Raw genomic sequence first — 12,929 nt, 5'->3', positions numbered from 1 at the left:
CAGACAAGGAAGGCACACCGTGACGACACAGGTTCTCACTGTCCCGAGCGATGTTCCGCTCATCAATCTTCTCGGGCACAGGGACGAGGTCCTTCGTGCTCTCGAGACAGGTCTCGCCCCTGCCGTCATCCACGTGCGCGAGCGTGAGATCACGGTGAGCGGCGACGAGGGGCCGGTCTCCCTTGCCGCCTCGCTCATCAGCGAACTCATCGACGTCGTCCGGGGCGGTACGGCTCTCAGCGTCGATTCTGTCCAGCGCGCCATCAAGATCACGAAGGATGGGCTGGCCGCGGCGAGCGACGTCCTGACGACCGACATTCTCTCCAACCGGGGCAAGACCATCCGCCCGAAGACCGTGGGCCAGAAGCAGTATGTCGATGCGATCGACGAGAACACTGTCGTGTTCGGCATCGGTCCGGCCGGCACGGGCAAGACCTATCTCGCGATGGCGAAGGCCGTTGTCGCGCTGCAGCGGCGCGAGGTGTCGAGGATCGTCCTCACGAGGCCCGCTGTGGAAGCGGGGGAGTCGTTGGGCTTCCTCCCGGGATCCTTGACAGACAAGATCGACCCCTACCTGCGTCCCCTCTATGACGCACTCCACGACATGCTTGACGCGGAGGCGATCCCGAAGCTGATCGCGGCCGGCACGATCGAGGTCGCACCCCTTGCGTACATGCGGGGGCGCACTCTCAACGATGCGTTCATCATCCTCGATGAGGCGCAGAATACGACGCCGGAGCAGATGAAGATGTTCCTCACCCGTCTCGGATTCGGCTCCAAAGCCGTGATCACGGGTGACGTGACCCAGGTCGATCTGCCGGGCGGGACACAGTCGGGCCTGCGTGTCGTCCGCCGGATTCTGACAAACATCGAAGCGTTGACCTTTGTCGAGCTGACGAGTGCCGACGTTGTCCGGCATCGGCTCGTCGGTGAGATCATCGATGCTTACGAACGGTGGGGTGCCGATCATCCCGACACAGACAATCGGACGAGGAGACGGCGTTGATCGAGTACGCAGACGAGTCGGGTTTCGAACCGACGATAGACGGCGAAGAGATCGTCGAACTGGCGCGCTATGTGCTGGCAGAGATGAGGATCCATCCAGGCTCCGACCTGTCCGTCATGCTCGTCGACGAAGCTGTCATGTCGGATCTCCACGTGAAGTGGATGGATGAGGAGGGCCCGACCGACGTCTTGTCCTTCCCCATGGACGAGGTGCGTCCCCCGCCGCCGGGCCACGAGCCGGCCGAGGGACTGCTCGGCGATGTTGTCGTCTGCCCGACGGTCGCCGCGAAGCAGGCATTGACGGCGGGCCATGCGACGATCGAGGAGATCCTCCTTCTCGTCACCCACGGCATCCTGCACGTCCTCGGCTATGACCATGCGACACCGGAGGAGGAACGCGAAATGTTCGGGCTGCAGCGCACGCTGCTGCTCGGCTTCCTCGCGACACGCACATGATCCCCATGATCGATGAGGTGCCCGAAGGGCCCCTCGTTATCACCATTCTCGTCCTCACGATCATCGCTGCCGCGGCAACCATGGCCGATTCGGCACTCCTGCGGATCACCCGGACGGAAGCGGCGGAAGCCATGGGGAGCGGGCGGAAGGGTGCGGCGAAGATCGCTGCCATCGTCGCATCGAAGACGGCCGCGCGCTCGGGTCTCGCAACCCTGCGCACGGTTGCGGAGATGCTGGCAGGCGCCGGCATCGCCCTCCTTCTCGCCGACTTCCTCGGTGCCTGGTGGCAGGTCGTCCTGGGCGCGCTTCTTGTCGCGATCATCCTCTCCCTCCTGCTGGGCCTCGTCTCTCCGCGCCGTGTCGGGTATCGCTATCCCGTCCAGGTGCTGACAGCAACAGCCCTGCCGCTCTCCTGGCTGACATCCATGTTCGCGCCGTTCGTCAAGCGTGACGATGAGGAGCGAGGCGATGACGATCTTGCCGTCATGGTGGAGCGCATGGCTGAATCGGATGAACTGGAGGACGAGGAGCGCATCCTCCTCCAGTCCGTGTTCGACATGAGGGACACGATGGTCCGTGAGGTCATGGTTCCGCGCACCGACATGATCACGGTGCACGAGGATGTCGGCCTGGATGATGCTCAGAGCCTTTTCGTGCGCTCCGGCTATTCCCGTATCCCCGTCGTCGGCGACACGGTCGATGATGTTGCGGGGATCGTCTACTCGAAAGACATCGTCCGCCGCATCCATCACAGGCTCGACACGGACGATCTGACCGTCAAGGACGTCATGCGGGAAGCGGTCTTCGTCCCGGAGATGAAGCCGGTCGACGATGTTCTGCACGACATGCAGGCGAAGTACTTCCACATGGCGCTCGTTGTCGACGAGTATGGCGGCATTGCGGGACTCGTCACGATCGAGGACCTTCTGGAGGAGCTTGTCGGTGAGATGGTGGACGAACACGATCATGCCGCCCCCGAGGTGGAAATGCTTGACGAGGGCCGATACCGGGTTCCTGCACGCCTCCCGATTGACGAACTGGGTGACCTGTTCGGCCTGGAGATCGAGGACGAAGATGTGGACACGGCGGGCGGCCTGCTCACGAAGGGACTCGGCCAGATACCAATTCTTGGCTCCGAGACCGATATCCTGGGCCTGCACCTCGTTGCGGAACGTTTCGAGGGACGACGCAAACGTCTCGCGACCCTGATCGCGAGCTTGGAGGAACAATGACACGAGCAGGCTTCGTCAGCCTTGTCGGACGGCCCAATGCGGGCAAGTCCACTCTCACCAACGCCCTGGTGGGAGAAAAGGTTGCCATCACATCGGCACGCCCCCAGACGACGCGCCGCGTGATCCGCGGAATCGTCAACCGGGAGGGCGGCCAGGTCATCCTCGTGGACACGCCCGGCATGCACAGGCCGCGGACGCTCCTCGGCGAACGCCTCAACAATCTCGTCCGCCAGACACTCGGGGACGTCGATCTCGTCGCGCTCTGCCTGCCGGCGAACGAGAAGCTCGGCCCCGGAGACAGCTATCTGCTGGGAGAGATCGCGAACTCCCGCACCCCCGTCATCGCGATCGTCACGAAGTCCGACCTTGTGACGAAGGAGCAGCTCGCCAACCATCTCATCGAGGTGTCTCAGTTCGCCGACTTCACGGAGATCGTGCCAGTCTCGGCAACCGCGGGGGACAACGTCGACTACCTGGCGGATCTCCTCGTGTCCCTCATGATGGAATCCCCGATCCTGTACCCGGAGGGCGAATCGATCGACGAGCCGGAGAGACTCGTCGTCGCCGAGCTGATCCGCGAAGCGGCGCTCGAAGGGGTGCGCGATGAACTGCCGCACTCGATCGCCGTCCTCGTGGAGGAGATGAACGAGCGTCCCCAGCGCAAGGGCGACACGCGTCCACCGCTTGTCGATATCCACGCCGACCTCTATGTCGAGAGGGATTCCCAGAAGGGCATCGTCATCGGCGCGAAAGGCGCCCGCCTGAAGGAGGTCGGGCAGGCCGCACGGGCAGAGATCGAACGGATGCTGGCATGCCGCGTCTATCTCGATATTCACGTGAGGGTTGCGAAAGAGTGGCAGCGAGATCCGAAGCTTCTGCGCCGCCTAGGCTTCTAGTGCCCAGGGAGGTGAGGCATCCGAGACTCATCGTCACCACCATCGTCATCCTCATCCTCGGCATGTGGGGGACGATCGCCGGTCCCGGATGGTCTCCCGATCCCTATCTCAACCAGATCATTCCCGCCACGTCCGACACGTCGATCGGTTCCTCCGTCCAGACGACCCCGCCGCACACGTACGACGTGAAGAAAGAAGTGGTCAGCATCGAGACCGCGTCGGGGGAAGTCCTCAACGCGACGCTTCGCACCCCTGTCGGACGCGACGGGGATGGTCCCGCCGTGGTGTTCATGCACGGAACGGGAACCTATCTGCATACCGCGTTCTCCCAGCACGCGACGCTCCTGGCCAGCTCCGGCATCACCACCCTCGTGGGTGACAAGCCGCTCGACAGGTACTCGACGACCGCACGCGACTACGCGGACCTTGCCGATGCTTATCGTGAGCAGTGGCAGTGGCTGACGCAGGTGGAGGGCATCAACCCCAACCAGGTCGGTGTCTACGGGGAGTCCGAGGGAGCTTTCGTCGCTCCCATCGTGGCCGCGGCCGAACCGGACGTCGCCTTCGTCGTCCTCGTATCCTCCCCGGTTCTCCCGATCCGACACCAGGGCGCTCTTGCCGCGGACACGTACCTGCGCCAACTCGGCGTCCCCGAGCAGCTCCTCCAGGCCATTCCCCGCCTGATCGGCGGCGAGCTGCCGGGAGGCTTCGACTATATCGACTTCGATGTCAGCCCCTACCAGCAGCAGATGAACCAGCCCGTGCTCATCATGTACGGGACGGGAGACTATTCCATGCCCGTCATCCAGGGCGCGAACCAGATCATCGACGATCTTGCCGTCAACGGCAACACGAATTACACGCTGCGCTACTACAAGGATGCCGACCACGGGCTGAAAGTGCTCGAGCGCGGTTCGCGTACGCTGTCCAGCGATGCTGGCAGGGACCTCTCGCGATGGATACTCGGCCTCCCCGCGACAGCATCTGCCGACCCTCATATCGCAGGTGCCCAACCCGTCCAGAACTTCACGGCCGAGCGGCCGGGAACCCCCCGCTGGTACGCATCCGGGACCGCGGCGGTCGCTATTCTCGTCCTCGGCCTCGTCCTTACACTGGGGGGCTTCCTCAGCGGACTCATCGGCCAGATCACGGTGCGGAAGGCCCCGCTCCTCGACCTCAAGGGAACAGCACGACCCCTCGTCGCCGCCGGCGTGTCCGTCGTCGCTGCCTGGGCGGCGTTCCTGTGGTACCTCATCTCGATCGCGGAACTGGCACTGTCCTATCAGCGCGACGCCCTGATCGTCCGCGGCGGCTGGTTCGCGTGCCAGATCATTGCGCTGATCGCGGCGGGCATGGTTGTCCGTCTCGGCTTCGCATGGTGGCGGGCGCGGCCCCTGACAGGGTTCCCGCACGTCGTGCTCGTCACCTCGATCATCGGTCTCACCACTCTCCTTGCCGCACTGGCCTACTGGAACGTCTACCCATCGCTCCTGACGGCACTGACATGATGAGGAGAAGCAGGATGTCGGCGGGCCTCCGCGTCGAGACGGGACACGCGACGAGCGTGGGACGGGTGCGGACGAAACAGGAGGACCGCTACCTCGATTCGGGCCGCATGATCGCCGTCGCGGATGGCATGGGAGGCCTAGCCCGGGGAGACTTCGCGGCCCGCACGATGATCGATGCTCTCGCCGAGAGGCGGATGCCGAACCGCACGGCACAGGTGCGAACAGAGCTCAAGCGTGCCATCAATCGCGCCGGCCACAAGATCGCTCGATCATCCCATCGCGGCGCCGAATGCGGCACGACCGTCGTCGGTGCGGTCCTCGGTCAGGGGACTGCTTCCCCCTCGTGGCTGATCTTCCATGTGGGGGATTCCCGCATGTACTCCTACGAGAACGGCGATCTCGAGTGTCTCACCCGCGATCATTCTCTCGTCCAAGAACTCATCGATGCTGGCATCATCTCGCGCGAGCAGGCACGCTACGATCCCCGCCGCAGCATCGTGACCCGCGCTATCGGCACATCCGTCTCGGCAGAACCCAGCTTCCGACACGTGGAGGCAACCCCCCGCATCCTCATCGCCTGCTCTGACGGCATCTCGGACGAACTGACGCACGAAGAAATTTCTGACATTATGCGAAGGTACGAAGGCGAGACATTGACCGACACGGCGCAAGCACTGGTCGATGCCGCCCTCGAATCCGGCGGGCGCGACAACGCAACCGTCGTCCTCGCGAGAGCTGTACAACGGAAGTGAAGGACAGACCATGACTGTGTCAATCGAGTTCGTCGGCGAATGGTACACGGTGGACGGGACGGAGCCTTTTCTCATCGGACGCGACGGCCCCCTCGAACTGGACGACAACCCCTACCTCCATCGGCGCTTCCTCACGATCACGAACGTCGATGGCATGTATTGGATCGAGAACGTAGGCTCGAGGCTGTCGGCGACGCTCGCGGACAACGATGGTGCCACCCAGGCCTATCTCGCCCCCGGCGCGAAGCTTCCCCTCGTCTATCCGCAGACGGTTCTCCTCTTCACGGCGGGCCCCACAACATACGAGATGACGATCTTCAACGACGAACCCGCCTACCTGCCCTCGCACGTCGCCGATACCGACGAGACGGGAGAGACGACGATCGGTCCCGTCGAACTCACCCCCTCCCAGATCCTTCTCATCCTCGCGCTCGCGGAGCCCGTCCTGACGGGGCGGGGCACCACATCCTCCATCCCGTCCTCCCAGCAGGCGGCCGACAGGCTGGGATGGCCGATCACCCGCTTCAACCGCAAGCTCGACCACATCTGCGAACGCCTGACACGATACGGTGTGCGGGGCCTGCACGGGGGCCCCGGAAAGCTTGCCGTCAACCGTCGTGCCAGGCTCGTCGAGCATTCGGTCGCGACGCGCCTCGTCACCGCGGAGGACCTCTACCGGCTCGATAATCCGGCAGAATACGACGACGCGAACTGAATATGGACAGGGGCGAGATTTTTGCGGGGAGGGCGTACACTGGCCCTGTGCGTAACCTCCTGCTTAGTCGCCGCGGCGAGGCCTGATCCGACCGGCCCCTCACCGCGGAGTTACGGCGCGCCGGTCCAGGAACCATAGCGAAGCAGGATAAGCAGTGAAAACCTCCGGACCCCACAATCAGCAGCAGCCGTCGACGATGCCGTACACGAAGTACAGGCCCTTCCTCGACACGAACCCCGTCTCCCTGCCTGACCGCCAGTGGCCAGACAACCGCATCGTCAAAGCCCCGCGATGGTTGTCGACCGACTTGAGGGACGGCAACCAGGCACTCATTGAACCCATGGATCCGGCTCGCAAGCGCGCCATGTTCGATCTTCTGGTGACGATGGGTTACAAGGAGATCGAGATCGGCTTCCCCGCCGCCTCGCGCACCGACTGGGACTTCGTACGATCCCTCGTCGATGACGACGCCGTCCCCGAGGACGTCACCGTGTCGGTTCTGACGCAGGCGCGCACCGACCTCATCCACCGCACGATCGATTCCCTCGAGGGATTCCCCCGAGCAACCGTGCACCTGTACAACGCGACCGCTCCCGTCTTCCGCAACGTCGTGTTCCGCAACGACAAGGAAGCGACGAAACAGCTTGCTATCGCGGGCACGCAGGATGTCGTCGACTACATGGAGAAGACCCTCGGCGATGACATGATCGTCGGCTACCAGTATTCGCCGGAGATCTTCGTCGACACGGAACTCGATTTCGCCCTCGAGGTGTGCGAGGCGGTCATGGACGTGTGGCAGCCCTCGGAGGAGAGGGAGATCATCCTCAACCTGCCGTCCACGGTCGAACGCTCCACACCGAACGTGTACGCGGACCAGATCGAGTGGATGAGCAGGAACCTGTCGCGGCGCGAGTTCATCGTCCTCTCGGCGCACAACCACAACGATCGGGGCACCGGCGTCGCAACATCGGAGCTCGCCATGCTGGCCGGCGCCGACAGGATCGAGGGATGCCTGTTCGGGCAGGGGGAGCGGACCGGCAACGTCGATCTCGTCACCGTCGGCCTCAATCTCTACACCCAGGGCATCGACCCGCAGATCGACTTCTCCCGCATCGACGAAGTCCGCTCCGTCGTCGAGTACTGCACCCGCATGGAGGTACCGGCACGGATGCCGTACGTGGGTGATCTCGTCTACACGTCGTTCTCCGGATCGCATCAGGACGCGATCAAGAAGGGCTTCGAGGCACGCCGCAAGAAGATCGCCCAGACCGGTGACGACACGTGGGATCTGCCCTACCTGCCCATCGATCCCGCCGATCTCGGCCGGTCCTACGAAGCTGTTGTCCGGGTCAACTCCCAGTCCGGCAAGGGCGGCGTCGCCTATCTGCTCTCGACGACGCGCAATATGGACCTGCCGCGCCGCCTGCAGATCGAACTCTCACAGATCGTCAAGGATCACACGGACGAGAGCGGCGGAGAGGTCACGGCGGACGAACTGTGGTACATCTTCGCTGACGAATACCTGCCGGCCTCCGAGGTCGCAGGGCTCGAACCGTGGGGGCAGTATGCGCTCAAGGGCATGAACATCTCGACCGGTGAAGGGTCCGCATCCCAGCTGACCGTGACGATCTCGGTGGGCGGGGAAGACCGCGTGATCTCCACGTCGGGCAACGGCCCCATCGATGCCTTTGTCGCCGCGATCGAACAGCTCGGCCACAGGATCCACATCCTCGACTACACGGAGCACGCACTGTCCGAGGGCGGCGACGCGACGGCAGCCGCCTACGTGGAGGCCGATATCGACGACAAGATCCTCTGGGGCGTCGGAATCGACCCCTCGACGATCAACGCTTCGTTCAAGGCGATCATCTCGGCACTCAACAGGACCCGCCGCTAGGCACAGTCCCGAGCGGTGGGAATATGATGGTGGGGTGAAACTCTACCGCGACCAGGGGATCGTCCTGCGCACCCACAAGCTTGGGGAGGCAGACAGGATCATTACCCTCCTGACGCGACAGCACGGCAAAGTCCGTGCCGTGGCGAAAGGCGTGCGCCGAACCACGTCACGGTTCGGCGCACGCCTCGAGCCGTTCTCCCACGTCGATGCCCAGTTCTATCGGGGTCGCACCCTCGATATCGTGACGCAGGTGGAATCAGTCCATGCCTACGGGCAGGAGATCGTCGAGGATTACGAGCGCTACACGGGAGCCACCGTGCTGCTCGAAACCGCTGACAGGCTCGCGTGGGACGAGGGGGAGTCCGACGTCCAGCAGTATCTGCTCCTCCACGGAGCACTCCACTCGATCGCGAACAACGATCACCGTCCCGAGCTCATCGTCACCGCCTACCTGCTCCGCGCCCTCGGCCTGGCAGGCTTCGAACTCTCGACGCGCGACTGCGCCTCATGCGGCGCGATCGGCCCGCATGACTCGTTCTCCATCCCGGCAGGCGGCACCGTCTGCCTCGCCTGCCGGCCCCCGGGTGCAGCAGCGCCCAGCCGGGAGAGCGTCCTCCTCCTCGGGTCCCTCATGGCAGGGGAGTGGGACGGCGCCGACGAGGAGCCTCCCCACGTCCGCGACCAGGCGAAATCTCTTGCCGTCGCGCATGCTCAATGGCATCTCGAACACCGCATCAAGTCCCTCTCACTGCTCTAGGATCACTATGCCAACCCCGCCGACACCGCTCCCGGGCGCCACACCTCCTCAGATTCCCGCCGACATGATCCCCGGACATGTCGCGATCGTCATGGACGGGAACGGGCGGTGGGCCAATGCTCGCGGCCTGCCGCGCACCGAGGGCCACAAGAAGGGCGAACCCGTTCTCCTCGATATCATCGCGGGAGCCCTCGAGATCGGCGTCAAGGAGCTCTCCGCCTACGCGTTCTCGACCGAGAACTGGTCCCGCAGTCCCGCCGAGGTCAGGTTCCTCATGGGGTTCAATCGGGACGTCATCCACCGCCAACGCGACACGCTGCACGAGTGGGGTGTCCGAGTTCGATGGTCCGGACGCAAGCCCCGGCTGTGGGGCTCCGTCATCAAAGAGCTCGAGATCGCCGAGGAGCTCACGAAGAACAACACGGCGATGACGGTGAATATGTGTGTCAACTATGGCGGGCGGGCCGAGATCGTCGACGCAGCGGCTGCACTCGCGCGCGATGTTGCGAACGGTACTCTCAAGCCGAACCGCGTCACCGATGACGTGTTCGCCTCCTACCTCCACCAGCCCATGACCGATGTGGACCTGTTCTGGCGGACCGGCGGAGAACTGCGGCTGTCGAACTTCCTCCTGTGGCAATCCGCCTACGCCGAGATCGTCGTCACCGACAAGCCCTGGCCGGACGTGGACAGGCGCGACCTGTGGGACGCGATCGACACGTACGCCCGCAGGAACCGCCGCTGGGGCGGGGCCGTGGACAATGCGTCCCTGCAGCCCGCGGGAGAATAGGATAGTCCCATGCTTTCTCGACTCGATCTCCGCAGCGGTGTCACCGCCGCAGCCCTTGCAGAATCCCTCCCCCGCGCCGCGATCGACATCGATGCCGCGCTCGCGGCAGTGAAGCCGCTCGTCGCAGACGTGCGCGAGCGCGGAGTGGACGCCCTCATGGACCAGGCCGAGAGGTTCGACGGGGTTCGCCCCACGTCGATCCGAGTGCCGGCACATGCGTGTGAGGAAGCGCTCGCAAGCCTCGACCCGGAGCTCGTGTCCGCCATCGAGCTCGCCATCGCCCACGTCCGCATCGGGCATGAGATGCAGATGCCGGAGGAGAGGACCGTCGAGATCGTTCCCGGCGGCACCGTCACCCAGCGCTGGATCCCCATGCAGCGCGTCGGGCTCTACGTGCCGGGCGGTCTCGCCGTCTATCCGTCCTCGGTCGTCATGAACGCCGTCTGCGCACAGGTGGCCGGAGTCGGCTCGATCGCCCTGACCTCGCCCGCCCAGGCCGAATTCGGCGGCCTCCCACATCCGACGATTCTCGCCGCCTGCGCCCTCCTCGGAATCGACGAAGTCTATGCCGCGGGCGGTGCCGGTGCCATCGCCATGTTCGCCTACGGTGCGGGGGAGTGCGAGCCGGTCGATGTCATCACCGGGCCGGGGAACATTTACGTGGCCGCCGCGAAACGTCTCGTCCTCGGCACTGTCGGGATCGACTCCGAAGCGGGAACCACCGAGATCGCGATCCTTGCCGACGATACTGCCGATCCGCGCTACGTGGCCGCCGACCTGCTGTCGCAGGCAGAGCACGATCCCGCCGCCGCGTCAGTTCTCGTCACCACGTCCGCCGCGCTCGCTGACGCGGTCGACGACGAGCTTGTGCGACAGGCCGCCGCGACGAAGCATGCGGAACGCGTCCATGTGGCTTTGACGGGTCCGCAGTCCGGCACCGTGCTCGTCTCCTCGATCGACGATGGTCTTGCGGTCATCAACGCCTACGGCGCGGAGCACTTGGAGATCCAGACTGCCGACGCTGACAGCGTTGCGCGGCGCGTGACGAACGCGGGAGCGATCTTCGTCGGTCCCTACACTCCGGTACCGGCAGGAGATTACCTAGCGGGCTCGAATCATGTCCTCCCCACCGGCGGCACGGCACGATACAGTTCGGGACTCAACGTGCATGCCTTCCTCAAGTCCGTGCAGCAGATCGATTACTCCCGGCAGGCCCTCGAAACGTTGACGGAGCCTCTCGTGACGTTCGCGGACGCAGAGGATCTTCCCGCGCACGGTCATGCGCTCACGGTGAGACGAACACAACAGTGATGGTTGCAAGCTCATAACAAAGAGTCGCACGGCTGGACCTTCCCCCAGTGGGGATTGATAAAGTCTCTCCGGACCGTGTGAACGTTCGACGTATGGAGACTGTGTGCTGACTGGTTTACTGATTGCTTCTCTGACCGCTATCGGCGGGGGCAGCGATTCGGTCCAACCGGCCTATGTTGACGATGTTCACTTTGGGACGGAGGTTGTGGCCCGGTCGGACGTCTCCGACTCCCTCGAGGCCCACATCTCGACCTACGAGGACATGTTCGACATGACGTGGGACGAGGCCTACCTCTGGTATCTGGGAGAGGACAACCGCGAGCACGGCCTCGTCGATGTGAGCGAGCGCTTCTCCGCCATCTACGAGGGCTACAGCGTTCTCGACGGCAACGTCACCGTCTGGGTCTCCAGCCCCGCCAAGTCGGGCGGCATCATCGATCTCCTCGACGACTACGCGGTCGATGCCGACGTGCGCCTCATGCCGGGCGACAGCGATGCCAGCAGGGCCGCCTACAGGTTCGTCGCGGACTTCGGCACGCCCTCCTACTATGCGGCAGAACTCGACGACTCCCGAACCGGCCTCGTCATTCTCACCTCATCGCGCTACGCGGCGGATATGGGGCCGACTCTGTACGGGACTGTCATCGACGGCGTGCTCGTCGACTATCACTACTCAGAGTGAAGGGCCGCACCGACCGCGCACCCGCACTGAGGAGCAGCTGACCCGAGACTGTCATCGTCCAGCCCTCCGCCCAGCTCAACCCCACGAGGAGCACGTGCCGACCGGCAACCTGGCTGACGTCGACGAGAGCCGGATTGAGACGTAACTGGCCGGCCAACCGCCGCACCCTCTCACCCGGCTCCTCAGCTCCCGGCGGCGGCACATTGCCCGCCAGCTCTCCCGCATAACGGGCGGACAGGATCGCGGCGATCCCCACCGCGAGGTGAGCCGTCATGACCGGATGTGAGGGATGTGGGGCGGTCACGACCGCCTCGACACGAGTGCGGCCCCTCACCTGCTGCCAGGCGGAGAAGAAATCGGCGCACGGTGTGCGCAACGCCAGGGGGAAGCTTCCATCCCGCCCGTCAACACACGCCGCCACATCCTCCCCAAGCCCGATATCCCTCCTGTCTGCCAGGGCCTTGCCCGGCAGAAGGCGGGAGGCCGAGGGCAGCCGCGACCCCGACGGCCACGCGCCGAGCGCGGGCAGATCTACGCCCGCACGCCAGCGCTCGTGCAGGAGGGCTCCGATACGTGCCTCCCGGGCTCGGTCGCGGCCAGGCAGAACATCTCCGAGCGTGAGAACGGTGCCCGCGTCGGGAAAGGACCACTCCGACGTCGTCACGTATCCGCGGGACAGGCCGGAGGAGACCTCGTGCACCGCCCGCTCCCGATGTGCTCCCCGAGCATCGGACAGCGGAACACCGCATGCCTGCGCGGCGGCGATGACACTCTCTGCACCGCCAGCATCCGGTACGACGACCTGGACGGGGCCAGGGGCGCTCTCGATCGCCGACATGATGGCGGATAATCGCTGGGGCAGGAGCTCGAACTCTGGCATGCTTCGATCTTGCCAGGCGGTCCCGCCAGAAATCGGTCTCGGAATCGG

General features: G+C 64.6%; 13 protein-coding genes. 12 read left to right on the top strand and 1 reads right to left on the bottom strand.

What is annotated here, in order from left to right; all coding sequences use genetic code 11:
* The first annotated feature begins 19 nt into the window (after window positions 1-19).
* The 12 genes from H2O75_RS06380 (at window position 20) to H2O75_RS06325 (ending at window position 12,001) form a co-directional block, all read left to right on the top strand.
* Window positions 20-1,006, top strand: coding sequence for a PhoH family protein (locus H2O75_RS06380; protein WP_182169797.1), 987 nt, complete (start codon window positions 20-22; stop codon window positions 1,004-1,006).
* Complete coding sequence (gene ybeY / locus H2O75_RS06375) at window positions 1,003-1,461, top strand: rRNA maturation RNase YbeY (RefSeq protein WP_182169794.1); 459 nt, start codon at window positions 1,003-1,005, stop codon at window positions 1,459-1,461. The genes H2O75_RS06380 and ybeY overlap by 4 nt, the downstream gene beginning before the upstream one ends.
* Window positions 1,458-2,693 (top strand): hemolysin family protein, encoded by a 1,236-nt coding sequence (locus H2O75_RS06370; RefSeq protein WP_182169791.1) that lies wholly within the window; start codon window positions 1,458-1,460, stop codon window positions 2,691-2,693. Before ybeY ends, H2O75_RS06370 begins: the two co-directional genes overlap by 4 nt.
* On the top strand, window positions 2,690-3,589 hold the full coding sequence (gene era / locus H2O75_RS06365; RefSeq protein WP_182169788.1) for a GTPase Era: 900 nt from the start codon (window positions 2,690-2,692) through the stop codon (window positions 3,587-3,589). The genes H2O75_RS06370 and era overlap by 4 nt, the downstream gene beginning before the upstream one ends.
* An 11-nt stretch (window positions 3,590-3,600) precedes the next feature.
* On the top strand, window positions 3,601-5,097 hold the full coding sequence (locus tag H2O75_RS06360; protein ID WP_182169785.1) for an alpha/beta hydrolase family protein: 1,497 nt from the start codon (window positions 3,601-3,603) through the stop codon (window positions 5,095-5,097).
* Window positions 5,098-5,111: 14 nt separating this feature from the next.
* On the top strand, window positions 5,112-5,849 hold the full coding sequence (locus tag H2O75_RS06355; protein WP_182169782.1) for a PP2C family protein-serine/threonine phosphatase: 738 nt from the start codon (window positions 5,112-5,114) through the stop codon (window positions 5,847-5,849).
* 10 nt (window positions 5,850-5,859) lie between these two features.
* Window positions 5,860-6,564, top strand: a complete 705-nt coding sequence (locus H2O75_RS06350; protein WP_182169779.1) for an FHA domain-containing protein — start codon at window positions 5,860-5,862, stop codon at window positions 6,562-6,564.
* A gap of 196 nt (window positions 6,565-6,760) precedes the next feature.
* A complete protein-coding gene (gene leuA / locus H2O75_RS06345; RefSeq protein ID WP_182175008.1) occupies window positions 6,761-8,461 on the top strand; it encodes a 2-isopropylmalate synthase in 1,701 nt (566 codons plus the stop codon).
* Between the two features lie 34 nt (window positions 8,462-8,495).
* The gene (gene recO / locus H2O75_RS06340; protein WP_182169776.1) at window positions 8,496-9,218 is read left to right on the top strand and encodes a DNA repair protein RecO; all 723 of its coding nucleotides are present in this window, start codon (window positions 8,496-8,498) and stop codon (window positions 9,216-9,218) included.
* A gap of 7 nt (window positions 9,219-9,225) precedes the next feature.
* Window positions 9,226-10,008 carry an isoprenyl transferase gene (locus H2O75_RS06335; protein WP_182169773.1) on the top strand — a complete coding sequence of 261 codons (783 nt, stop codon included), beginning with the start codon at window positions 9,226-9,228 and terminating at the stop codon, window positions 10,006-10,008.
* Between the two features lie 9 nt (window positions 10,009-10,017).
* Complete coding sequence (gene hisD / locus H2O75_RS06330) at window positions 10,018-11,319, top strand: histidinol dehydrogenase (RefSeq protein WP_182169770.1); 1,302 nt, start codon at window positions 10,018-10,020, stop codon at window positions 11,317-11,319.
* Window positions 11,320-11,422: 103 nt separating this feature from the next.
* Window positions 11,423-12,001, top strand: coding sequence for a hypothetical protein (locus H2O75_RS06325; RefSeq protein WP_182169767.1), 579 nt, complete (start codon window positions 11,423-11,425; stop codon window positions 11,999-12,001).
* Here the strand turns inward: H2O75_RS06325 and H2O75_RS06320 are convergent.
* Window positions 11,961-12,881, bottom strand: a complete 921-nt coding sequence (locus H2O75_RS06320) for a hypothetical protein (protein WP_182169764.1) — start codon at window positions 12,879-12,881, stop codon at window positions 11,961-11,963. The two genes, H2O75_RS06325 and H2O75_RS06320, sit on opposite strands and share 41 nt — an antisense overlap.
* Window positions 12,882-12,929: the final 48 nt, after the last annotated feature.

The sequence above is a fragment of the Flaviflexus equikiangi genome (assembly GCF_014069875.1).
Taxonomy (GTDB): Bacteria; Actinomycetota; Actinomycetes; order Actinomycetales; family Actinomycetaceae; genus Flaviflexus; species Flaviflexus equikiangi.
The sequence above is the reverse complement of the archived record's forward strand: the minus strand, read 5'-3'. Positions and strand labels throughout refer to the sequence as shown.

Excerpts from the sequence above, each read along its gene's own strand:
- era (WP_182169788.1), top strand. The coding sequence starts at position 2,690 with ATGACACGAGCAGGCTTCGTCAGCCTTGTCGGACGGCCCAATGCGGGC.
- H2O75_RS06335 (WP_182169773.1), top strand. The coding sequence starts at position 9,226 with ATGCCAACCCCGCCGACACCGCTCCCGGGCGCCACACCTCCTCAGATT.
- H2O75_RS06350 (WP_182169779.1), top strand. The coding sequence starts at position 5,860 with ATGACTGTGTCAATCGAGTTCGTCGGCGAATGGTACACGGTGGACGGG.
- hisD (WP_182169770.1), top strand. The coding sequence starts at position 10,018 with ATGCTTTCTCGACTCGATCTCCGCAGCGGTGTCACCGCCGCAGCCCTT.
- H2O75_RS06355 (WP_182169782.1), top strand. The coding sequence starts at position 5,112 with ATGTCGGCGGGCCTCCGCGTCGAGACGGGACACGCGACGAGCGTGGGA.
- H2O75_RS06320 (WP_182169764.1), bottom strand. The coding sequence starts at position 12,881 with ATGCCAGAGTTCGAGCTCCTGCCCCAGCGATTATCCGCCATCATGTCG.
- leuA (WP_182175008.1), top strand. The coding sequence starts at position 6,761 with ATGCCGTACACGAAGTACAGGCCCTTCCTCGACACGAACCCCGTCTCC.
- H2O75_RS06370 (WP_182169791.1), top strand. The coding sequence starts at position 1,458 with ATGATCCCCATGATCGATGAGGTGCCCGAAGGGCCCCTCGTTATCACC.